A 21,064-nucleotide genomic window follows, 5' to 3' on the forward strand; every position below is an offset into this window, starting at 1 on the left:
GAGCGAGGGAGCAGGCTTGCGCGGGGCTCAGCGGCGCAGAGCGGTCTCCCTGTCCATCCGGGACAGCTTCTCGGGGTTGCGTACGGCGTACAGCCCGGTGATGAGCCCGTCGTCGATGCGCAGGGTGATGACGGTGTCGAGCTCGCCGTCGAGCCGGAGGATCAGTGCCGGGTACGCATTGACCTGCGCCGGCCGCATCGACGGCGAGGCGACCCTGATCAGGCCGCCGACCAGCAGACGGGCCACCTTGTCGGCCCCCGCGACGGGCCGCAGCACGGCCTGCTTGATCCCGCCGCCGTCACCCATGAGGACGACGTCCGGCGAGAGGATGTCGAGCAGACCTTGCAAGTCGCCCGTCTCGACGGCCCGTTGGAAGGCGTCGAGCGCGTTCTGCGTCTCGGTCCGGGACACCACCCCGCGCGGCCGGCGCGCCGCGACATGGGCCCGCGCCCGGTGCGCGATCTGGCGGACCGCGGCCGGGCTCTTCTCGACGGCTTCGGCGATCTCCTCGTAGCCGAGGTCGAACACGTCCCGCAGCACGAACACCGCCCGCTCGGTCGGTGTGAGCGTCTCCATCACGAGCAGCATCGCCATCGACACGCTGTCGGCCAGCTCGACGTCCTCGGCGACGTCCGGGGCGGTGAGCAGCGGCTCGGGCAGCCAGGAGCCTACGTAGGACTCCTTGCGACGGCCGAGCGCACGCAGCCGGCTCAGCGCCTGGCGTGTGGTGATCCGGACCAGGTAGGCACGCTGATCCCGCACTGTGCCGAGGTCGACACCGGCCCATCGCAGCCAGGTCTCCTGGAGGGCGTCCTCCGCGTCGGCGGCCGAGCCGAGCATCTCGTAGGCGATGGTGAACAGCAGGTTGCGGTGGGTGATGAACGCGGCGGTGGCGGCATCGGCCGGCCCGCCACCGAGTTCCCCGGCGCTCTCCCCGGCGTGCTGGTTGTGTCCGCCGTATCCGCTCATCGCTGTCCGCTCCCGCCTGTTCGTCTTCGTCCGTGCCACGCCCACAAGACGCCGGTGGCGGCGGCCTTGTGACATGTGCGGGGCGTGGTCCACGTCACATCGGTGGGCCGTCACAGGGAAGGGGCGGCCGGCATCTCTTGTGTGTCCCGGTGCGATGCGGTGGGCCCTTGGATCACCGCTCCAACGAGCTCAACCGGCCCAACCGCCCCACCGATTCAACCAGTTCACGATGTCACGAGTGAGGACGAAGCAATGGACGCCCGATTCAACATGTTCGAGAACGAGACCGGCGCGAAGTTCGCCAAGCGGTTCGCCAACGCCGGCATGGTGATTCACCAGTCGTCGCTGCCGAGATCCACGCAGGAGCTGGTGTCGCTGCGCGCCAGCCAGATCAACGGCTGCGGCTGGTGCATGGACGCGCACACCAAGGAAGCGGCGGCCGCCGGCGAAAGCGCGGTCCGGCTCAACCTGGTCGCGGGGTGGCGCGAGTCCACCGTGTTCACCGAGGCGGAGCAGGCGGCGCTGGCGCTCGCCGAAGAGGGCACCCGGCTCGCCGACGCCCAGGTGGGCGTGTCCGACGAGACGTGGGCCCAGGTGCGCAAGCACTACGACGACGACCAGATCGCCGCGCTGGTCTCGCTGGTCGCCCTGATCAACGCGGCCAACCGGATGGCGGTGATCGTGCACCAGCGGGGTGGCTCGTACGAGGTCGGCATGTTCGCGGCGGTGGCTGACTGACCGGCGTGCCTCTGCGTCGTCCCGGCCCCGGATCAGGCGATCCGGGGCCGGGACGGTGTGTCTTCCTGGCGCAGCCGCGACGCCGGGGGGCGCCCCCTCGTGTGACGGTCCGTCAGGAAGGGGTGTGTTCGATCAGCCCCGGGTCACCGGTGCCTGAAGCTCCGTGACCCAGTCGTCGTGGTTCTCGGGGCACTCCAGATTGATCTCGCGGGGATATCCGGTCGAACGGTAGCCGTTGGCGTCGATCCAGCGGGCCAGGGTCTGGGCGGTGGGGAGCACGGTGTCCATCGAGCCGTGGTGCACGATGGTCGCCGCCTGGTCGAGGGACGGGAGGTCCAGGACGCGGAAGGCGCCGTCCTGGAGAGGGGCGGAGACCTGGACGGCGGCGTGGACGCGGATCCTGCCGCCGCCTTCCGGGGCGTCCTCGTAGTAGGCGACACCGGGGCCCGTCGGGATGATGCCCGCCGAGCCCAGGAGCTGGAACAGCTCGGCGTACAGCGGCCCGATGACGGGGCCGATGTCCTCGGGTTCGAAACTCTGGGCGGTCGCGGTCAGTTCCGCCACCCGGACGCTGGGCACGCTCTTGATGACGACGTCGTTGGTGGGCATGTGCCCCTCGCTCTCGATCGCTCGGAGCCTCGCCTCGACCTGGACCAGCCGTGCCGATGCGGCAGCCATGGCGGTCTCCAGTTCGGCCCGCCGCAGCCGCAGCATGCCGCGCAGTTCCTCGGCGCCGACCTTCTCGTCCACGATGTCGTGGACCTGTTGGAGGGTGAATCCGAGGTCCTTGAGCGCGATGACGCGGTTGAGGCGGGCGAGTTGGGCGGCGGTGTAGTAGCGGTAGCCGCTGGCGGGGTCGACATGGGCCGGGTGCAGCAGACCGGTCGCGTCGTAGTGGCGCAACATCCGGACCGATACGCGGCCGTGCCGGGCGAAGTCTCCGATGGTGAACATGATGTCTCCGAGCTGACCACCTGACACGGTGTGAGGGTCAAGAAGCTACCGGGGCGCCATGCGCGGCAGGAAAGCGGGATCCTTTGGTACGGCTGCCAGGATTCCCCGTCAAGCGGGCAGAGCCCTCCGGTGGGGCCGGCACCCCGGGGCTCGTCGGAGGGAGGGCGCCCCGACGTGGATCCGCCACCCGGGTACTTGGCCACACCCCGCCCGACGGGGGTCAGCCCGTGGGGGAGACGGGTGCTGGCACCATGGAGCCGGCGAGGCGCGCGGGTGAAGCTGGGGGCATGTCCCGTACGCCTGTGACCCACGGATTCCTGCGTACCGCGAGCGCCGCGGCGCACCTTCGGCTCTTCGTTCTCGTCGGTGTCCTCACCGTCCTGGTGACCCGTGCGTTCCTCTCGCTCGCCGACTACCCGAAGCTCGGCGGAGGGGCGGGGAAGGGAGGGCTGCACATCGCCCACATGCTGTGGGGCGGACTGCTGATGCTGGCGGGGCTGCTGGTCATGCTCGTCTTCACCGGAGTCGCCTCCCGGCAGCGCGGAGCGGTGATCGGCGGCGTCGGCTTCGGCCTGTTCATCGACGAGGTGGGCAAACTGGTCTCCGTCGACGGCTACTTCTACCGGCCCGCCGCCGGGATCATCTACCTGACGTTCGTCGCGCTGACCGGCCTCGCCTGGTGGGTCACGCGGCGCGGGCGCAGTGACAGGGAGGCGGCCCCCGCCGCGACCCGCTCGGCTGCCGCCGCCGACACCGCGCTCCACGGCGTTCTCCGAGGCCTCACCCCGCAGGAACGGGACGAGGCACTGCGCCGCCTGCGCGACACCGGAGCGCCGGCCACCGAGCTCGACGCGGCTCTGGCAGCCCTGCTCGAAGTGGTCCCCGAGCGCCCGGCCCGGGGCTTCCGCCCACACCACCACGCGGCGCAACGCGTACGCACCTGGCTGACGGTCCGGGTGTCCGGCAACCGGGGCTCCGTCCACATCGCCGCGTGGGGCGCGACACTTCAGGCGGCACTCCTGCTGGTCGCCATCGCCGCCGACGGCCTCACGGGCAACCTCGCCGCCGAGACCCAGTGGACCGCGATCACGGGAGCACTCGCCTGCTCACTGACCTCCCTCGTACTCTCCGTACGAGGGACGGCCCTGCTGCGCCGTGACCGGAACGCAGCACTGCACAATCTGCGCGCCGCACTCCTGGTGGACCTGCTCCTGGGCCAGGCGTTCAAGTTCATGATCAACCAGTTCTCCGCGGTGGCCGGCTGGCTGATCAGCCTGGCGCTGCTCCACGTACTCTCGGCCCAGATGGGACGACGTCAGGTGCAGCGGGCGCCGGCAGGCCACGGCATGTCCGAGAACGGCACGGGCTGACGACACCGGGCTCGGTAGTAGCCCCGCGTGAGCTCGGTGGCCCGGGCGGGGCGCTCTCGCGGGTTTGGTACTCAGACCGCGGCGACAGGCCCGTGGGTGGCCTTGAGGTCCTGCATGGCCGTGAGTTTGCGTACGAAGAGAATGGCGAGGGCTGCGGCCGCGAGGTTGAGGGCGTCCGCGAGCATGACCACGTCGGCGGCGCGCTGGAGGGCGTCGGGGGTGGTGGCGTTCTTCTCCATGGTGGAGCCGAATCGGTTCACGAGCAGGGCCGCGACCCACGCCGTCCACCACGCCCTGACGGGTGCGTGCGAGACCTTGCGCCACGATCCGTCCGGGGCGGTCTGGGCGCTCGCGGTCCAGATTTCGCGGGCGATCGCGAACGGGAGCCACAGGTTCCCGACCGGGATGAACCAGGCGCCGATCGCCCACCCCGGGCTCCTGGTGCACACGTCCTGCGCGAACACGTCGGCGTTGGTCCGGACCCGATGGAACCAGACGATGAAAACGACGGCCGTGGCGACGGTGCCGAGCAACTGCAGGTTCCCGGCCACCTCGTACAGGGCATCGGCACGGTCGATCTCGTCGGAGCTGTGCGAGAGCAGGTCGCCGGCCACGGCGTGCATCACGGTCCCCGCGTACAGGGCGAACAGGTCGATGACGGCGACTACGCCGAGCAACACGCCAGTGGCGGTGGCGAGTCCGCGCGGCGAGCGCAGAAACACGTGTGGCTGAGGTGCGAGGTCGGGCTGAGGCAACACGGCTGGAATCCCCCCGAGGGCATGAAGATCCCCACATTCGAACAGTGGGGGTGCCGGAGGAACCTAAGCGATGCGGGGCACTCCGAACAAATGGGATTGCTGTGCTCCAGCCCTCCCCGGGCTGAGGATCGCGTCGAACATCGCAAGTGAGCGGCACAGGTTCTGGAGGCCGGTGATGGCGGGAAGCCGGCGTGCTGCGTCGTGGACAGTCATGGGTGGCATTCAACCGGGGACCTCTGACAACCGGGGACCTTTGGACACCCGAAGCCCTCTGGCACTCGGGACCCGCGGGACGGCTGCCCTACCGTACTCCGTCGGCCGGCCCGGGCTCCTGTAATCAACTCCCTTGCAGGGACGCCCTATTGAGGCTCAGGCATCCACGCCGCAACGAGATCGAGAAGCCCCGGGAACCGCTCGTTGAGGTCATCGACGCGTACCTGGCTGCGGCGTTCGAGGCCGTACTGGCGCTGTCTGGTGACGCCCGCCTCGCGCAGGGCCTTGAAGTGGTGGGTGAGGGAGGACTTCGGGCGGTCGAGGCCGAACCAGCCGCAGGGGTGGTCGAACTGCTCCGACTCCAGGAGCAGCTTGCGCACGATGGTCAGGCGCAGGGGGTCGCTGAGCGCCCCGAGCACGGTTTCCAGGCGCAGGTCGCCGACGGGCGGTTCGGGGAGTGGCTGCGGGAGCCCCTCGGGTTCTGCGGGGGTCTTGATGGCGGCGGCCGCTCGGCGCGTCGTCGATGGCATGGGCTTCTCCTGTCCGCGTCGTCACCTCACGAATTCTATGTACGAGTTTCATCGTACTGCATGCTAAGTTCGACTTATCTCGTACTGGGATCGGTGGAGGGGATGACTGTGTCGGAGAGTGGAACAAGGCCTGCAGGCACGGCGGTTGAGAACCGGCGCGCCGAAGGGTCGCAAGGGTGGGGCGGCGCGGTTGCTGCCCCCGCATGGTGGATCTGGGTGGCCGCCTGGCCCGTCACCGCCGTGTTCGTCCTGTCCAACGCGGCGACCCCGCTGTACGTGTTGTGGCAGCGTGACATCGGGTTCTCGAAGGGCACCCTGACCGTGATCTTCGCGTTCTACATCGTCGGCCTGCTCGGGTCCCTGCTGGTCTCGGGGATGGTGTCCGACCGGCTGGGCCGCAAGCCCGTACTCCTGCCGGCGCTCGCTCTCGCACTGGCGGCGTGCGCGATCTTCGCCACCGCCTCGTCGGTGGCCGCGCTGGTGGTGGCCCGGCTCTTCACCGGCATCGCCGTCGGAGCCGCCGTCTCGGCGGGGATGGCGGCCGTCACCGATGTGGCGGGCCAGGAGCGCAAGCGCCGCGCCGCTCTCCTGGCCTCCTGCGCCATGGTTTTCGGCGCGGGGCTCGGGCCGCTCCTGGCCGGGGTGCTGTCCGAGGCGCTGCCCGGCCCAACCGTCACCGTATTCGTCGTCGAGGCGGTGTTGTTGCTCACCGCTGTCGTTGCCGTCGTACGGATGCCCGTGCGCGGTCCCGAGACGGCTTCCCGGGGGAGCTGGGTGCGCATTCCCGGCGTTCCGCAGGGCAGGGGCAGGCAACTCACCCTGGGAATCGCGGTGTTCGCCCCCGGGATCACGGCGACCTCCTTCGTGCTGTCCCTGGGGCCGTCCCTGCTGTCCGGCCTGCTCGGAACCACCAGCCGGGTCGTGGCCGGGGCGATGGCCTTCGCCATGTTCCTCGCGGCCACCGGTGTGCAGTTCGCGGTCCAGAAACTGTCCCGGCGCACCATCCTGGCCGCCGGAGCCGCGAGTACCACGCTCAGCATGGTCGCCCTCATCGTGGCAGTGCGCACCTCGTCGGTCCCGGTGCTCATCGCCTCCGCGCTGCTGGCCGGGGCGGGCCAGGGCATGGGGCAGTTGGGCGGGCTGTCGCTGCTCAATTCCAGCGTTCCGCCGCAGCGCCTCGCCGAGGCCAACGCGGCCCTCAACGTGGGGGGTTACGTACTGGCCGGAGTGCTTCCCGTGTCGGCGGGCTACCTCAGCGATGCGGTGGGGCTGACGCGGGGAGCCACCCTTTTCGCCGCCGTCCTGATGGCTCTGGCGGTCGTCGGCGGACTCGTGGTTGCCGCCAACCGCCGCCGGGCCGGCGAGTCGGCCTGAACCCTGGCCACGGTGCTGGAGCGGGACGACGCGGAACTGTGCCGCATGGAGGCCAACGCCGGTCGGCCCAGGCGCGCGCAGGCCAGGCCCTCAGGGGTTCCCGATGAAGGGGCTCACACATATGCCTGCCAATGGGGTTATGTAGGGTCGGCAGACTCACGATCACGGGGGAAATCGATATGTTCAAGTCCTCAGGGCGGGGCGCGGCCGTTGTCGCCGTGGTCCTGGCCGCACTCAGTGTCTCTTGCGACGCGTCTTCGGCCACGGGGGCCGGTGAGCGGACGCCCACGTCGGCGAGCGCGTCGGCCTCGCCATCGGCGGCGGGCGAGGAACTCACCGTCTCCTCACCCCCCTCGGCTCCCCGTACGCCATCGGCCGAGAAGGTCCGCGACGCATTCGCCGGCCTCCAGGCGACCTTGGGTGACTCATGCACCCCTGGCAACTGCGCCTACTTCCTGGGCCGTGTCTACGACGAACTGCACCGCACGGACCGAGCCATGAAGGCGGACCCGAAGGGGCCCGGCCACTTCCCCGAACCGATCGCCCTGGTGAAGAAGCTCGACGCCGAGCTCGGCGGCGACCGCTCCTTCGCCAACCTGAAGAGGCACCAGACGTCGTTGATCGCCACCCGCGACAAGATCAACAAGTGGATGCAGGGCCACCCTGAGGACTACCGCTGACGCGGATGCGTCGATCGAGCGCGCAGCTGAACGGGAGGGCGCTGCCGGTCCCACCGGGCCGGCGCAAGGTCACGTTCTCTGCCGACCGCAGACTCTCTGCTGTCTTCCCTGAACTGCCCACCCTCCCTGCGGGCGCGGAAACTCGTGAGGGTGGGTACGCGACGACCTGCGACCAGTTTCTCGGGCAGCCGACCGCCGGTCGGCGGATGGATCGGCGTCCCCCACCGCGTGCCGCGACAGTCCAGCACGGGGTTGCGTCCAGGGTGGACATCGTGGGAGGAGCGGAGCGGAGCGAGCGGATGCGGTACATCAAGCGGTACTTCGAGCTGCGCCGTGCGGTACATCGAGCTGAGTCGTCCGGAGGCCCGCGCGCCCTTCCGCCTCTGAACGCGTACGACCGCCCGACGACCCCGTACACCGAGTGACAAGGACGAACCCATGCAGAGCGTCACCCTCAACAATGGCGTCGAGATGCCGATCCTCGGCTTCGGTGTCTACCAGATCCCGCCGGAGCAGACCGAGCAGGCCGTCGCCGATGCTCTTTCCGTCGGCTACCGGCTGCTCGACACCGCGGCCGCCTACGGCAATGAGGAAGCCGTCGGCCGTGCCATCAAGAGCAGTGGCATCCCGCGTGAGGAACTGTTCGTCACCACCAAGCTGTGGGTCCAGGACGCCCCCGCCCAGGACAACGCCCGCCGTGCCTTCGATACGTCCTTGACCAAACTGGGCCTGGACCACGTCGACCTGTACCTGATGCACCAGCCGTTCGGCGACGTCTACGGCCAGTGGCGCGCCATGGAGGCCGTCAACCGCGAGGGCCTGGCCAAGGTGATCGGCGTCGCCAACTTCTACCCCGACCGTCTCCTGGACCTGATCCTCAACAACGAGGTCACCCCGGCGGTCAACCAGATCGAGACCCACCCGTTCTTCCAGCGCACGGCCGACCACGCCCTCATGCGCGAGCACGGAGTCCAGCACCAGTCCTGGGGCGGTTTCGCGGAAGGCAGGAACAACCTGTTCACCCACCCCGTCCTCAGCGAGATCGGTGCGGCGCACGACAAGTCCGCCGCCCAGGTCGTGCTCCGCTGGCTGATCCAGCGCGACATCGTCACGATCCCGAAGTCGGTCGACCCCGGCCGGATGGCGCAGAACTTCGACGTCTTCGACTTCGAACTCGGCGACGACCAGATGGCCCGGATCGCCGCGCTCGACACCGGCGCGACGTTGTTCTTCGACCACCGCGACCCCGAGATGGTCGCCCGGCTCGGCAAGCACCGCCTGGACAGCTGACCCTGCGAGGGCGCACCCGTCGCCCCCCTGCCGACGTGGCCAGGGCCGGTGGCGCATGCGCCGATCCCGACGTGGCCGAGGCCGGTGGCGCCGAGCGGCAGGAGACTTCCAGGTGGTGTGGGGCGGGCTGGCTCGCAACCCCTGAGGGTCAGGGATGTGGCGGACCCCGGGCGAGCCTGGGTGTGCCGAACCCAGGCGGACCGCAGCCTGGTTGCCGGCCGAGGGCGGCCCGAAGCTGGGCGAGTCAGGCGAGCCTCCACACGGGCTCACCGCCCCGCATCACGGACAGGACCTCCCCATGACCTCATCAACGGGGAGCCCCCGCAAGTGGAACGGCCAGGTCCTCGACGTGGACCTGCCCGCCCTGCGCGCCGAAGTCCACGCCTCGCGCGAGTACGTGCTGAACGCAACTGCGCGCTGAGTACGGTCACTTGCGCCTGCGCGCGCGTCGGGTACTGCGGGCATGGTCTCGTCATCCTCTGCGTCCCGGTTCCGGGACCCACAGCTCGGAACGCCCGGATCGACGCCGGGAACCTCGGCCGGCGGCCGTTCCCGCCAGTACCCGGCTGGGGCTGAACAACGTATCCGCCCTCAACCGGCGGCTAGGGAAGGACGGTCTGCGCGCCGCAACGGTGTGCGACCAGTTCGGCGAACGCGAGCGCCAGCGGGGAGAGGTCGTCCCAGTGGCGCACGGCCCAGCCCGCCGTGAGCGCCGGGAGTGCGGGGATCGGGATCAGCCGCAGGTCGGGGTGGCCGGGGCCGCTCCAGGCGGGCAGGGCCGGGACGACGGCGTGGCCCAGGCCCAGCTCGGCCAGCAGGATCGCGGTGTCCCAGTCCGTGACGCTGGTGTCGAACACCGGCCGGACCCCGGATTCCGCGAGCCAGGCGCTGAGTTGGAGGCGCGACGTCGAGTTCTGCGGGAGTCCGATGAGCCGGGCGTCCTGGAGATCGGCCGGTTCCAGGGAGGCCTTGGCCGCCAGCGGATCGGTGGCCGAGACGGCGAGCGACCAGGGAATCTCGACGACGGGATGCTGCTCGATGGCGTGCGTCGCGGGCCGCAGGGTGATCCACGCGAGGTCGACGCCGCCTGCGGCGAGCGCGTCGAAGCAGCCGCGGCTGGAGGTTTCGGTCTGGAATTCGAGGCTGGCCCGGGGAAAGCGCCGCCGGAAATCGACGACGGCCGCCGCCATGAAGTGCCGTACGGTCGTGGCTCCCGTGGTGACCCGGACCGAGCCGCCTTCCGCGCGCGCCACCTCCTCTATTCGGCGCAGCGCGTGGTCGATGCACCCCAGGCCTTCGGTGACCGCCGCGTTCAGCATCCGCCCGGCCGGCGTCGGCACCACCCCGCGCGTGTGCCGTTCGAGCAGGCTCAGGCCCAGCTCCCGCTCCAGGCGCTTCACATGCTGGCTGACCGCGGACTGCGTACAGGACAAATCGCGGGCGGCCGCGCTCAGGGAGCCCGCCCGGCAGGCCGCGGTGAAAACACGAAGATCGTCAAGAGTCACGGCAACCCAAGCTATCGCTTGGGTATTTGCCAGCAAACCCGTGGATTGACTTGGGTTTCCGGGATGCATGATCCTCGATGCAGGGCCCAGGGCGGCAACCCGCCCGCCGCTTCACCCGATCCGGACGCGGTGAACGGCGGGCGGGTGCCGACCCGCCTCATAGCCTGTGTCTGCATCCCGGCCGGATCGGACACGGGCTCTCACACCGACGGGCAGAGCACCGCGGTCCGTCCGCACAGGTCTCTCAAGTACGACAGGAGCGCACGTGACCACAACCAACCTGACGGTGGCCGTCCTCGGACCGGGCGGCGTCGGAGGCCTGATCGGCGGGCTGCTCGCCCGTGCCGGACACCGCGTCATCTGCCTCGCAGGCGAGGAGACCGCCGCCACACTGAACCGGGACGGTCTGCGCATCGAGAGCACCCAGTACGGGAACTTCACGGCGGAGGTGAAGGCCGACACCGAGCTGAGGGAACCGGTGGACGCCGTCGTCGTGACGGTCAAGCAGACCACCCTGGACCAGGCACTCGACCGCGTACCGGCCCCTGTCCTCGGCGATGCGCTCGTGATCCCGCTGCTCAACGGGCTCGACCACGTCGCCGTGCTGCGCGAGCGCTACCGCTCGGCCAAGGTGGTCGCGGGCACGATCAAGGTCGAGGCCACCCGCACCGCACCAGGGTGCATCAGTCACACCAGCCCCTTCGCCCACCTCGAACTGGCCGCGCCGCTCGACGAGTTCGCGGACCGGCTGCGGCACGCCGGCCTCGGTGTGACGCTGCGGACCGACGAGACCGCGATGCTCTGGGACAAGCTCGCCTTCCTCGCCCCGTTCGCCCTGCTGACCACCCGGCACCGGACCGACGTCGGAACCGTCCGCACCGACCGGCGCCCCGAACTGCTCGCCGTGCTCGACGAAATCACCGCCGTGGCGCAGGCCGCGGGCACACCGGTGACGACCGACACCGTGCTCTCGTTCTTCGACCGGGCCCCGCACGCGATGAAGTCCTCGATGCAGCGCGACGCCGAAGCAGGCCGCCCGCTCGAACTCGACGCCATCGGCGGGGCGGTCCTCCGCGCAGGAGCCGCCCACGGGATCGAGACCCCGGCCACGGCCCGGCTGGTCGCAGAGGTGGCTCGACAGTCGAACCGGGAGGACTGATGCTGCCGGTCGACCCTCCGGACGGGGCTTGGCCGGCCGTCGAGGAGTTCCTGCGCGCCCGGGGCGCCGCCGAGATGGACCACCCCGGCGGAACCCTCCTGGAACACCTGCTCCGTGTCGCCCGCCTCCTCGGCGTGTGGGGCGCCGATCCGGACCTGCGGGCCGCGGGGCTGTGCCACGCGGTGTACGGGACCGACGGATTCGGCCAGGCCCTGGCGGACACCGGCGAGCGGGCCCTCCTCGGCGAGCTGATCGGCGAACGGGCCGAGGCCTTGGTCCACCTGTACGCGAGCTGCGACCGCGGCGTCGTGTACCCACGACTCGGGAGCGGACGCCCGGTGGTGTTCCGCGACCGCTTCACCGGCCGGGACCACATCCCGCCTGAGCCGGATGTACGCGCCTTCCTCGAAGTGACGGCCGCGAACGAACTCGACGTGCTCACGCACAACGCCGAACTCGCCGACCGCCATGGCCCCGCTCTGTACCGGCTGTTCGCCGCTTCGCGGGACCTGCTCTCCAACGCGGCATGGGACGCCTGTGTGCGACAGCTCGGCCGGCACGCCCCCGACGCCGGACCGGCGATCCGGATCGCGGCCCTGGACCACCTGGTCCCGACCGTCGACGGGGAAGACCACCGGCACTAGTTCTCCTTGGACCTGCCTGGCGAGCCGTCGTCGAGCAGGACGAGAAGCGCGTGACCAAGGGGTTCGGGTCGTTCTTGCGCCAGGCGAAGGCGACTCGCGTGCGGGCGGTGCCGGGTTCGATCCTGCGGAAGGCGACGCCTTCGAGACGGATGCGCCGGATGCTCTCCAGGGCGAGCGACGACGAGGAAAGCGTCCTGGACGGGCCGCTGCGGATATGGCGGCACGCCGCGAAGTGCGGGCTCGGGCTGTGCGGAGTGTCCGTCGTCATTTACTGAGGGGAGGCGGGCGGGGTTCCTGGCGCGGTTGACGGCGGCTCTCCGGTTTCCGGTCGCTCACGGCGCGTCAACCAGGTGCGGCCGGAGGTGGTCGTAGGCCCATGCCGCGAGGGTGGTCGGGGTGGTTGTCCGGATCGTGCGGCTCTGTTCGGGGGTGAAGTTCTCGCGCAGCCCGGTCGACATTCCGAGCATCGCTTCGACCGTCGCGTCGGACATTCCGGCCCGGCGGAGCTGTGCGCGCATGGCGTCGTCCGTGATCTGCTCGGCCCCGATCTTGCGGCCGGTGGCGGCGGTGAGGATGTCGGCCACCTGATGCCACGTCAGGTCGGCGGGTCCGTGGACCGCCTGGACGCAGTGTCCGGACCAGGCGGGGGACAGGAGACGGGTGGCGGCCACCTCGGCGATGTCGCGGGGGGCCACCCAGGCCATGGGCTGGTCCAGCGGGAGGATCACCTGGACAACTCCGGCTCGCAGAGCGGGGAGTTGGGGTTCGAGGTTGGTGAAGAAGTAGCCGCAGCGCAGGTGGGTGACGTCGATGTCCAGGTCGTCCAGAGCCGTCTCGGTGTGAGCCAGGCCGTCGATCTCCCCGGCACCGTGACGTTTCTCGGCTCCGATGCTGCTCTGGAAGACGACCCGGCCGATCCGGTTCTCGGTGACGGCGCGGACCACGCTGCCGGTGGCGCGGGCGCAGTCGGCGAGAGGGTCCTCGCTGTCGCTGGTCGGGTTCACCCAGTACAGGGCGTCGATGCCGTCGGTGGCGGCCACCACCGATTCGGCGTCGTACTGGTCGGCCCGCACCGCATCCACGTGGTGGCGGACCTCGGGAGCCAGCCGGTCGGGGTGGCGCAACAGGACGCGTGGGCGGATCCCGGCGCGGATCAGTGTGGCGACGACGTGGTGGCCCACGTTGCCGGTCGGCGTCGTGACAGCGATCTGCATGGCTTCCCTCTCCTTCTGCGACTGCATTCAGGCTCAGGCTAGGAGCAGAGGCGGCCCGAAGTTGTCCTCCTTTGGGGGAAGGCTGAACCCATGGACCTCGACCCGACGCTCAGGACTCTGACCATGCTGACCCTGCTGCAATCCGGGGGCGAGTGGACGGCCGCCGACCTGGCCGAACGGCTCGGCGCGAGCATCCGTACCGTACGGCGTGACGCCCAGCGGCTCCGTCGGCTCGGGTACACCGTCGAGGCCCGCCCGGGGCCGGGCAGTGCCTATCGGCTGAGCCCCGGAGTCAAGGTGCCGCCGATGCTGTTCAGTGCCGACGAGATCACCGCGCTGGTGGCCGGGCTGCATCTGATCCGCGCCTGGCTCCCCGACGACGCGGTCGCACCGAGCGCGCTGCTCAAGCTCGACCAGATTCTGCCCCGCCCGCTGCGCCGGCGCGCGGCGGCCACCGATCTCGCCACCGAGGTGCTGCAGCAGCCCGGCGCCGTGGTCGCGGCGGCCACCGTCGGGGTGATCGCGGACGCGGTGGCGGCCGACGGCCGGCTCCGGTTCCGGTACGTCGACCAGCACGGCAGGCCGTCGACCCGTCTGGTCGAGCCGCACCGCCACTGCCTGCGCGCCGGGCAGTGGTACCTGGTGGCCTTCGACGTCGACCGGGACGACTGGCGCCTCTTCCGGCTTGACCGGATCAGCGGCATCTCTTCGGTGGCGGGCGCCCATCGGCCCCACGAATTCCCCGATGAGTCCATCGAACACTGGTTGACCACCGACTTCGGCCGGGCCGTCGGGCGCCGGTCACCTGCTGCTCCCGAGTCGGCCGGGTGAGGTGAACGGGCTTATTCTGTCGCCCTGTTGTGTGGGGATTATGGTGATGCGGCTCGCCTCAACGACCTGGGGGCCGAGTCGTGGGACAGCGAGTGCGGGAGCAGGCGCGAATGACCGATGTGCTCGGCGGAACCGGGACGGAAGAGGACGGTACGGCGGAGGAGGCGGAGCGGCTCCGCAGGGAGATCCGGGATCTGCGCGCGCAGGTACGGACGCGGCCACTGATCGCCCAGGCCCAGGGGCTGCTGACGGAGCGATACCGACTGCGCGGGGCCGAGGTGGCGTTCGCGTTGATGCAGCAGGCTTCGCAGCGCTTCAACATCAAACTCCGTACCGTGGCCGAGGCCGTGATCGCCGTGCCCCGCCCGGACACGGACCAGAGGCTGTGGTTCCCGGGCCGCACCCGGCGCAGCGCCCCGCCGCTGGACACGCTGGGGATGGACGGCGCCGACCATGCCCATCACAGCGAGGTCCTGGGCGCGGTCCTGACGCAGGCGCTGGCCATCACCAGCGCGTCCATGGGCAACGTCCAGCTCGCCGACCGCGCCGGGCGAGTCCTGCGGATGGAGAAACACACCGGCCTGAGCGACGAGTTCGTCGACTTCTTCGCCGTCGTCGGCGACCGGGGAACGTCCTGCGCACAGGCCGCCGCGGACGTCGCGCAGACCACGGTGCGCGATGTCGCCACCGACCCCGTCTTCACCCCGCAAGCGAGGGAGGCGATCCTCAAGGCGGGCAGCCGCGCCTGTCACAGCATCCCCCTCGCCACCTCCGACGGGACCTGTGTGGGCATGGTCTCCGCCCACCTGGACCGCCCCATCCAGGGCCTGCACCTGGCTCAGCTCGCGGCCCTGGAGCAGACCGGCCGGCAGGCCGGCGCGTGGCTGTCCTGGCACGAGCGCACCATCGTGCTGGACGCGCTTGAGTACCTGCACGCCACCGCCCGGGACCCCGCCGCCACACCCCCTGCGCGCCGCCGCTGAGGGGATGGGCGCCGCCCGCGCTCACGCAGCGCTCTGCGAGCCGTGCAGGGCCGAGCGGCCGTTGTGCCAGGCGGTGAGGAGGCGTTCGGCGAGCCTGTCCTCGACGAGGGTGGTGGCGTCCGCGCCGAAGGCGATGTCGGAATCGAGGAAGGGCTCGTCGGCCAGCAGGCCGACCACGACCTCGTGCCGGACGACCTGTTCGTGGACCGCGTCGGCCTCGACGTGCTCGGCGTAGAAGTGCTCGGCGGCCGGGCCCGCGTTCAATCGGCGCATCGCGGCCGCGAGTCGGCGCGATGCGGGGGAAGAGGTGATCTCCACGGCCGCGAAGTGGCCGATCAGGGCCCCTCGCAGGGCGCGGTGCAGGCCGAAGAGCGACATGAGGTTGACGGCCACGAGGGCCTCGGCCGGCGCCCGGTCGAGGTAGCGGCCGTAGCGGGCGTCCAGGCCGAGATCGCCCATCAGGTCCGCGAAGAGCCGCGCGTGGATGCGTTCGGCGCGCCCCGCACCGAACTCGTCGTACTCGACGGCCACCATCGCCGCCTTGGCGCGCCCGCGCAGCCGGGGGACGACCCACAGATGGGGGTCGGCCTCCTTGAGGTGGTAGAGCGAGCGGAGCATCACGTACTCCCGCAGCTGCCACAACTCCCCGTCGCGGGCCAGGTGGTGGCTCACGCTGCCGGTGTGGTCGACCGGTTCGACGAGCAACTCGTCCAGCGCGTGTTCCGCGGTGCGGTCGCCGGGTGCGTCGGCCCTCAGGGCGGTCAGGAAGGTGTTCTCCAGGCCCTGGCGTACGGCGAGCAGGGCCGGGTGCCATTCGAGGGCGTCGGCCACGCTCTCGAAGCCGCGGTAGTGCAGTTCGTACAGCACATACAGGGCGAGGTGCAGGTCGCCGCCGTACGGATCGGCGGCGCGGGTGGCGTCGGAGCCCGGAAGGTCTTCGCCCGGGCCATGACGCAGCGCGGCGATCACGGTCCGTGACAGGGGGCCGCGCGGGGCCGGCAGGACGGTCACGGCGTGTCCTTCGTGGCGTCGGCGTCCCGGGTGCGTCGGCGGTGGCTCGTGTCGCACCAGGGCGGGGTGCGGGTGCGCCGACAGGCGCAGACGGCGACGACGAAGCGGTCCGAACGCGCGACGGTGCCGTCGGCTGCCGTCACCTCGACGGGGCCCTCGACCAGCACGGGGCCCTCCGGGTCGACCGTGACACGGCGCGCGCGGCCGGGCCGGGGCTGCTGTTCAGGAGTGTTCGGCACGGATCACCACCAGCTCTTCCATCGTGTCGTCGGGGCCGATCAGGCGCCGGGCGCGCAGCCAGTCCAGGCGCGAGCGAAGGACCGGGCCGTAGGGGATGACGGCCCGGTCGGTCACCCTCGCCCGCATACCGGCCGCCTCCAGCATCTCCAGAGTCGCTTCGGTGCCGCTCAGCGCGGACTGGACCAGGAGCAGCACCCCGTGCGGGCGGAGCAGCGCCGGGGCGGTCCTGCCCATCCGGTCCAGCACGTGGCGCCCGTCGCTCCCGGCGTCCCAGGCGCGTGCGGCGCCCCGGCCGGGCGGCAGGGGGCGCGGGGCGGGTACGTAGGGAGGGTTGCTGAGAATCAGGTCGAATCGGCGCCCGGCGAGGTCTTCGACGCTGCCCCGGAGGGCGCTGATCCGGAGCCCCGCGCGCCATGCGTTGATCCGGGTGCTCCACACCGCCGGGCGGGAGACGTCCAGCGCGGTCACCCGGGCGCCCAGGTGGGCCGCGTACAGGGCCAGGGCGCCGCTGCCGGTTCCGATGTCCAGCACGTCCAGGCCGGACAGCGCGCCCTCGCGGCGCAGTGCCCCGGCGAGGAGCCGGGTGTCGGCCTGCGGGGCGTACACGCCGGGCAGCCGCCACAGCCGGTCCGGTGCCAGGCGTGCCAGGGGTGCGTCTGGGGTGATCAAACGCGCCATGTCCGGCCTCGCTGAGCGGCTTGATGAAGCAGTTGCCGTAGGGGAGGAGTCGGAGTCCTCCACCACCAGCGTTCCTCGCTTTGTGCCCTGCGTCCATTCGAGTCATTACGGTGTGTCCACCGTGGCGGCTTCGTACGGTGACCGCACCCATGGGGTGGACATACAGCGGTCCCGCACATCCGGGAGAGGAGTGGATGCGCGGGACCGCAAGCCCGGGCCAGGCCGGGGGAACCTGGCCCTGAGGGGGCTTGGGATCCGAGTGCCCCCGACCCGCCGTCCCATGCATGTGACTTGCCCGACTTCCGTTCCCCTGCACGGAAGTCGGGCGCAGTGAGCCTGCTCGCGGCCGCGCCTCAGATGCCGCGCGCCTGCTCGAAGCGGGCACGCCCCTCGACGAGGTCCACGACAGGGTCCGGGTAGTCGAGTCCGGCCCGGTCCGCCGGCTTCAGCTTCCAGGGTTCATGGAGGAACTTCCGCTCCAGGCCCGCGAGTTCGGGCACCCATCGGGTCACGTACCTGCCGTGCGGATCGAAGCGCTTGCCCTGGACCACCGGGTTGAGGACCCGGTTGGGCCGGGTGTCCGTGCCGGTCCCGGCCACCCACTGCCAGTTGAGCTGGTTGTTGGCGATGTCGCCGTCGACCAGCAGGTCCAGGAAGTGGCGGGCGCCGGTCCGCCAGTCCGCGTACAGAGTCTTGGTGAGAAAGCTCGCCACCAGCATCCTGCCCCGGTTGTGCATCCATCCTTCGTGGGCGAGCTGCCGCATCGCGGCATCCACCAGCGGATAGCCGGTGCGCCCCTCGCGCCAGGCGGCGATCTCCCGTTCGTCGTCGCGCCACCGGTCGCCGCGCGGCCGGTAGTCCTCGTGCGCCGATTCCGGACGGGCCGCGAGCACCTGGTGGTGGAAGTCCCGCCAGGCCAGCTGCCGGACGAACGCCTGCGCGCCCGGGGAGCCCTTGTGCCGGGCCAGATGGACGAGTTCGGCGGCGGACAACGCGCCGAAGTGGAGGAACGGCGAGAGCCGGGACGTGGCGTCTCCCGCCAGATCGTCGTGCCCGTCCTCGTACCCGGCGATGCCGCCGGCGAGCCACCGCCGAAGCCGCCGCCTGCCCGCCGTCTCCCCTCCCTCCATGACGCCGGGCGACACCCCGCCCACGTCGGCGCGCCGGGGCAGGGTGCCGGGCGCCACATCGGGCACGGAGACCTTCCGCGGCGCGGCCACCACATCCCGTACGCCCGCGTCGGCCCAGCGCCGGAAGTACGGCGTGAACACCGCGTAGTGGTCGCTGCCCGCCGGGGTGACGACGCCGGGCGCCAGCGCGGTCACCACCGAGTCGTGCACCGACAGGGTGCGGCCGATCCGCTCCAGTGCCGCGCGCAGCCGCCCTTCGCGGCGCGCGGCGTACCGGCTGACGCCGCCTGCGAGGTGCACCCGATCGGCCCCCACCGACGTCGCGAGGGCACAGACCTGCTCCACCACATCGCCGGTACGCACCACCAGATGCCCGCCGCGCGCCCGCAGGCCGGCGTCCAGGTCGGTCAGGCAGTCGGCCAGGAACGCCCGCCGGTTCGGGGCGTTGAACCCGGCCGCCCGCACCCCGTCGTCGTCCACGAACAGCGGGAGGACCTGATCGGCCCCGCGCACCGCGCAGGACAGCACGGGATTGTCATGCAACCGCAGATCGGACGTGAACAGGGCTACGGAGACCGTCACTCGGTCGACTCCTCGTGTCGTACGTCATTCATGGGGCCGGGCGGAACCAGGCCGGTCCGATCCTCCTGGACGGCGGCCACCGCGGCGGTGATCCGGCGTGGGCGTGGCGCAAGGCGGGCCGGTCGCCGATACGCCGATCCGGCTGGCAGCAGTACGTGACCGTTTGGGTTCGGACCTCGGGGGATACCCGACGCGATGAGCGGTCTCCGGCCCGCCTGGCCGCCGGAGGCGCGCCCGGGTGGCAGGATCCGCCACCCGCTGATCCCGGCCGGGCCCCACCGGCCCGCCGGACGGGCCGTCGAGCGCAAGGAGTGACATGCCACGCGAAGCCGCCCGTGAACTCGCCGATCTGGGCCAGCAGTTGAGGGTGGACGCGGTGCGCGCGGCCGCCGCTGCGGACTCGGGTCATCCGACGTCCTCGATGTCCGCCGCGGACCTGGCGGCGGTTCTGCTCGCCCGCCATCTGCACTACGACTTCGACGATCCGGACCACCCCGGGAACGACCGGCTGATCCTGTCCAAGGGCCACGCCTCGCCGCTGCTGTACGCGATGTACCGGGCGGCGGGCGTCGTCGACGACGCGGAACTCCTGACGTTCCGCCGCCGCGACAGCCGCCTGGAGGGGCACCCCACGCCACGGCTGCCCTGGGTGGACGTGGCGACGGGCTCACTCGGGCAGGGGCTGCCGGTCGGGGTCGGCATGGCGCTCGCGGGCAAGCGGCTCGAAAACGCGCCGTACCGGGTGTGGGTGCTGTCCGGCGACAGCGAGATGGCCGAGGGGTCGGTCTGGGAGGCCGCCGAGCACGCGGCGTACGAGCACCTGGACAACCTGACGCTGATCATCGACGTGAACCGGCTGGGCCAGCGCGGGCCGACCCGGCACGGCTGGGACCTCGACGCGTACGCCCGGCGCCTCGCCGCCTTCGGCTGGCACACCATCGAGGTCGACGGACACGACGTCGAGGCGGTGGACGCGGCGTTCGCCGAGGCGTCGGCCACGCGCTCGCAGCCCACCGCCGTCATCGCCCGCACCCGCAAGGGCCGGGGCGTGGCACAGGTCGAGGACCGGGAAGGGCAGCACGGCAAGCCGCTGCCGGACGCGGATGCCGCCATCGAGGAACTCGGCGGCCCCCGCTTCGTCCGCGTCGAGGTCTCCCCGCCGCCCGCGGCCCCGGCCCGGCGGCACCCGGCCGGCGGACCGCCGGAGCTGCCGCGCTTCGAGGCAGGTGACTCGGTGGCCACCCGCGACGCCTACGGGCAGGCACTGGCCGCGCTCGGCTCGGCGCGCGAGGACGTGGTGGCGCTCGACGGTGAGGTGGGCGACTCCACGCGCACCGAGTTCTTCGCCAAGGCCCACCCCGAGCGGTACTTCGAGTGCTACATCGCCGAGCAGCAGCTCGTCGCGGCAGCGGTGGGCCTCCAGGCCCGCGGCTACGTCCCCTTCGCCGCGTCGTTCGCGGCCTTCCTGACCCGCGCGCACGACTTCGTACGGATGGCCGCCGTGAGCCGGGCCGGCATCAACCTCGTCGGCTCGCACGCCGGGGTCGCGATCGGCCAGGATGGCCCGTCGCAGATGGGCCTGGAGGACCTGGCGATGTTCCGGGCCGTGCACGGCAGCACTGTTCTCTACCCGTGCGACGCCAACCAGACGGCTCAACTGGTCGCAGAAATGGCCGAGTTGACCGGGGTGCGCTATCTGCGCACCAGCCGGGGCGGCACTCCCGTCATCTACGGCCCTGACGAGGAGTTCCGGCCGGGCGGCTCCAAGGTGCTCCGCTCCACAGGACGGGACCGGGTGACGGTCGTCGCGGCGGGCGTCACGGTCCACGAGGCGCTGCGCGCGGCCGAGCTCCTGGACCGGGAGGGCATCGACGTACGGATCATCGACCTGTACTCGGTGAAGCCGGTCGACGCGGAGACACTCCGGGAGGCGGCGGAGGCCACGGGGTGCCTCGTCACGGTCGAGGACCACCGGGTGCAGGGCGGGATCGGCGACGCGGTGGCCGAGGCCTTCGCGGACGGCCGCCCGGTGCCGCGCCTGGTCCGCCTCGGCGTCCAGCACATGCCGGCCTCGGCGAGCCCCGAGGATCAGCTGCACCTGGCGGGCATCGACGCCGAGTCGATCGCGGCGGCGGTACGGCTCCTGGTGGAACGCGCGGTCGTGCGATGAGCGCCGGGTCGCGCGTTCCGGTATCCGTGGGCCGTGCGACT

21 protein-coding genes and 1 pseudogene are annotated in these 21,064 nt (G+C 71.3%); 11 read left to right on the top strand and 11 right to left on the bottom strand.

The window, feature by feature from the left end; genetic code table 11:
- Window positions 1–27: 27 nt before the first annotated feature.
- Window positions 28–969 carry an RNA polymerase sigma-70 factor gene (locus IE206_RS14430; RefSeq protein ID WP_189962528.1) on the bottom strand — a complete coding sequence of 314 codons (942 nt, stop codon included), beginning with the start codon at window positions 967–969 and terminating at the stop codon, window positions 28–30.
- 252 nt (window positions 970–1,221) lie between these two features.
- Here IE206_RS14430 and IE206_RS14435 point away from each other — a divergent pair, with 252 nt between their 5' ends.
- Entirely contained in the window at window positions 1,222–1,707 is a 486-nt protein-coding gene (locus IE206_RS14435) for a carboxymuconolactone decarboxylase family protein (RefSeq protein ID WP_189962529.1), read from the top strand.
- A 132-nt stretch (window positions 1,708–1,839) separates the two neighbouring features.
- Here IE206_RS14435 and IE206_RS14440 read toward each other — a convergent pair whose 3' ends face one another.
- A complete protein-coding gene (locus IE206_RS14440; protein WP_189962530.1) occupies window positions 1,840–2,661 on the bottom strand; it encodes a MerR family transcriptional regulator in 822 nt (273 codons plus the stop codon).
- 287 nt (window positions 2,662–2,948) lie between these two features.
- Between IE206_RS14440 and IE206_RS14445 the strand changes: the two genes are divergently transcribed.
- The gene (locus tag IE206_RS14445) at window positions 2,949–4,031 is read left to right on the top strand and encodes a hypothetical protein (RefSeq protein WP_189962531.1); all 1,083 of its coding nucleotides are present in this window, start codon (window positions 2,949–2,951) and stop codon (window positions 4,029–4,031) included.
- Between the two features lie 71 nt (window positions 4,032–4,102).
- Here the strand turns inward: IE206_RS14445 and IE206_RS14450 are convergent, their stop codons facing one another.
- Window positions 4,103–4,711, bottom strand: a complete 609-nt coding sequence (locus IE206_RS14450; RefSeq protein WP_189962532.1) for a DUF4328 domain-containing protein — start codon at window positions 4,709–4,711, stop codon at window positions 4,103–4,105.
- A gap of 437 nt (window positions 4,712–5,148) precedes the next feature.
- Window positions 5,149–5,532 (bottom strand): ArsR/SmtB family transcription factor, encoded by a 384-nt coding sequence (locus IE206_RS14455; protein ID WP_189962533.1) that lies wholly within the window; start codon window positions 5,530–5,532, stop codon window positions 5,149–5,151.
- A gap of 108 nt (window positions 5,533–5,640) precedes the next feature.
- On the opposite strand from IE206_RS14455, the gene IE206_RS14460 reads away from it, so the two are divergent.
- The 4 genes from IE206_RS14460 to IE206_RS43155 all read left to right on the top strand — a co-directional run bounded on the left by IE206_RS14460 (window position 5,641) and on the right by IE206_RS43155 (window position 9,297).
- On the top strand, window positions 5,641–6,906 hold the full coding sequence (locus IE206_RS14460) for an MFS transporter (protein WP_373300921.1): 1,266 nt from the start codon (window positions 5,641–5,643) through the stop codon (window positions 6,904–6,906).
- Window positions 6,907–7,085: 179 nt separating this feature from the next.
- Window positions 7,086–7,586: a hypothetical protein gene (locus IE206_RS14465; protein WP_189962535.1), complete on the top strand. Its 501-nt coding sequence runs from the start codon at window positions 7,086–7,088 to the stop codon at window positions 7,584–7,586.
- 438 nt (window positions 7,587–8,024) lie between these two features.
- Window positions 8,025–8,876, top strand: coding sequence for an aldo/keto reductase (locus tag IE206_RS14470; protein ID WP_189962536.1), 852 nt, complete (start codon window positions 8,025–8,027; stop codon window positions 8,874–8,876).
- A 298-nt stretch (window positions 8,877–9,174) separates the two neighbouring features.
- The gene (locus IE206_RS43155) at window positions 9,175–9,297 is read left to right on the top strand and encodes a hypothetical protein (protein WP_264198867.1); all 123 of its coding nucleotides are present in this window, start codon (window positions 9,175–9,177) and stop codon (window positions 9,295–9,297) included.
- Between the two features lie 181 nt (window positions 9,298–9,478).
- Here the strand turns inward: IE206_RS43155 and IE206_RS14475 are convergent, their stop codons facing one another.
- Window positions 9,479–10,381, bottom strand: a complete 903-nt coding sequence (locus IE206_RS14475; RefSeq protein WP_189962537.1) for a LysR family transcriptional regulator — start codon at window positions 10,379–10,381, stop codon at window positions 9,479–9,481.
- Window positions 10,382–10,646: 265 nt separating this feature from the next.
- Between IE206_RS14475 and IE206_RS14480 the strand changes: the two genes are divergently transcribed.
- Both IE206_RS14480 and IE206_RS14485 read left to right on the top strand, forming a co-directional pair.
- Window positions 10,647–11,540: a ketopantoate reductase family protein gene (locus tag IE206_RS14480; protein ID WP_226599477.1), complete on the top strand. Its 894-nt coding sequence runs from the start codon at window positions 10,647–10,649 to the stop codon at window positions 11,538–11,540.
- The gene (locus IE206_RS14485; RefSeq protein WP_226599476.1) at window positions 11,540–12,184 is read left to right on the top strand and encodes a DUF6817 domain-containing protein; all 645 of its coding nucleotides are present in this window, start codon (window positions 11,540–11,542) and stop codon (window positions 12,182–12,184) included. The genes IE206_RS14480 and IE206_RS14485 overlap by 1 nt, the downstream gene beginning before the upstream one ends.
- A 52-nt stretch (window positions 12,185–12,236) precedes the next feature.
- Here IE206_RS14485 and IE206_RS42420 read toward each other — a convergent pair.
- A pseudogene (locus IE206_RS42420) lies at window positions 12,237–12,362 on the bottom strand (LysR family transcriptional regulator); the annotation flags it as partial.
- A gap of 154 nt (window positions 12,363–12,516) precedes the next feature.
- Window positions 12,517–13,398 carry an NAD(P)H-binding protein gene (locus IE206_RS14495; RefSeq protein ID WP_189962539.1) on the bottom strand — a complete coding sequence of 294 codons (882 nt, stop codon included), beginning with the start codon at window positions 13,396–13,398 and terminating at the stop codon, window positions 12,517–12,519.
- A 90-nt stretch (window positions 13,399–13,488) separates the two neighbouring features.
- On the opposite strand from IE206_RS14495, the gene IE206_RS14500 reads away from it, so the two are divergent.
- Both IE206_RS14500 and IE206_RS14505 read left to right on the top strand, forming a co-directional pair.
- Window positions 13,489–14,229 carry a helix-turn-helix transcriptional regulator gene (locus tag IE206_RS14500; protein WP_189962540.1) on the top strand — a complete coding sequence of 247 codons (741 nt, stop codon included), beginning with the start codon at window positions 13,489–13,491 and terminating at the stop codon, window positions 14,227–14,229.
- A gap of 110 nt (window positions 14,230–14,339) precedes the next feature.
- The gene (locus tag IE206_RS14505; RefSeq protein ID WP_189962541.1) at window positions 14,340–15,212 is read left to right on the top strand and encodes an ANTAR domain-containing protein; all 873 of its coding nucleotides are present in this window, start codon (window positions 14,340–14,342) and stop codon (window positions 15,210–15,212) included.
- A gap of 21 nt (window positions 15,213–15,233) precedes the next feature.
- Here IE206_RS14505 and IE206_RS14510 read toward each other — a convergent pair whose 3' ends face one another.
- The 4 genes from IE206_RS14510 to IE206_RS14525 form a co-directional block, all read right to left on the bottom strand.
- A complete protein-coding gene (locus IE206_RS14510) occupies window positions 15,234–16,223 on the bottom strand; it encodes an iron-containing redox enzyme family protein (protein WP_226599475.1) in 990 nt (329 codons plus the stop codon).
- A complete protein-coding gene (locus IE206_RS14515; protein ID WP_189962542.1) occupies window positions 16,220–16,462 on the bottom strand; it encodes a CDGSH iron-sulfur domain-containing protein in 243 nt (80 codons plus the stop codon). The genes IE206_RS14510 and IE206_RS14515 overlap by 4 nt, the downstream gene beginning before the upstream one ends.
- Window positions 16,446–17,141 carry a HemK2/MTQ2 family protein methyltransferase gene (locus tag IE206_RS14520; RefSeq protein WP_189962543.1) on the bottom strand — a complete coding sequence of 232 codons (696 nt, stop codon included), beginning with the start codon at window positions 17,139–17,141 and terminating at the stop codon, window positions 16,446–16,448. The genes IE206_RS14515 and IE206_RS14520 overlap by 17 nt, the downstream gene beginning before the upstream one ends.
- A 353-nt stretch (window positions 17,142–17,494) precedes the next feature.
- Window positions 17,495–18,853, bottom strand: coding sequence for a cryptochrome/photolyase family protein (locus IE206_RS14525; RefSeq protein WP_189962544.1), 1,359 nt, complete (start codon window positions 18,851–18,853; stop codon window positions 17,495–17,497).
- A 316-nt stretch (window positions 18,854–19,169) separates the two neighbouring features.
- On the opposite strand from IE206_RS14525, the gene IE206_RS14530 reads away from it, so the two are divergent.
- On the top strand, window positions 19,170–21,023 hold the full coding sequence (locus IE206_RS14530; RefSeq protein ID WP_189962545.1) for a transketolase: 1,854 nt from the start codon (window positions 19,170–19,172) through the stop codon (window positions 21,021–21,023).
- Window positions 21,024–21,064: the final 41 nt, after the last annotated feature.

The sequence above is a fragment of the Streptomyces violascens genome (genome assembly GCF_014649955.1).
GTDB lineage: Bacteria > Actinomycetota > Actinomycetes > Streptomycetales > Streptomycetaceae > Streptomyces > Streptomyces violascens.

Coding starts and splice junctions, on each gene's coding strand:
- IE206_RS14445 (WP_189962531.1), top strand. CDS start 2,949: ATGTCCCGTACGCCTGTGACCCACGGATTCCTGCGTACCGCGAGCGCC.
- IE206_RS14465 (WP_189962535.1), top strand. CDS start 7,086: ATGTTCAAGTCCTCAGGGCGGGGCGCGGCCGTTGTCGCCGTGGTCCTG.
- IE206_RS14440 (WP_189962530.1), bottom strand. CDS start 2,661: ATGTTCACCATCGGAGACTTCGCCCGGCACGGCCGCGTATCGGTCCGG.
- IE206_RS14500 (WP_189962540.1), top strand. CDS start 13,489: ATGGACCTCGACCCGACGCTCAGGACTCTGACCATGCTGACCCTGCTG.
- IE206_RS14505 (WP_189962541.1), top strand. CDS start 14,340: ATGACCGATGTGCTCGGCGGAACCGGGACGGAAGAGGACGGTACGGCG.
- IE206_RS14520 (WP_189962543.1), bottom strand. CDS start 17,141: ATGGCGCGTTTGATCACCCCAGACGCACCCCTGGCACGCCTGGCACCG.
- IE206_RS14530 (WP_189962545.1), top strand. CDS start 19,170: ATGCCACGCGAAGCCGCCCGTGAACTCGCCGATCTGGGCCAGCAGTTG.
- IE206_RS14470 (WP_189962536.1), top strand. CDS start 8,025: ATGCAGAGCGTCACCCTCAACAATGGCGTCGAGATGCCGATCCTCGGC.
- IE206_RS14485 (WP_226599476.1), top strand. CDS start 11,540: ATGCTGCCGGTCGACCCTCCGGACGGGGCTTGGCCGGCCGTCGAGGAG.
- IE206_RS14435 (WP_189962529.1), top strand. CDS start 1,222: ATGGACGCCCGATTCAACATGTTCGAGAACGAGACCGGCGCGAAGTTC.
- IE206_RS14430 (WP_189962528.1), bottom strand. CDS start 969: ATGAGCGGATACGGCGGACACAACCAGCACGCCGGGGAGAGCGCCGGG.
- IE206_RS43155 (WP_264198867.1), top strand. CDS start 9,175: ATGACCTCATCAACGGGGAGCCCCCGCAAGTGGAACGGCCAGGTCCTC.
- IE206_RS14455 (WP_189962533.1), bottom strand. CDS start 5,532: ATGCCATCGACGACGCGCCGAGCGGCCGCCGCCATCAAGACCCCCGCA.
- IE206_RS14495 (WP_189962539.1), bottom strand. CDS start 13,398: ATGCAGATCGCTGTCACGACGCCGACCGGCAACGTGGGCCACCACGTC.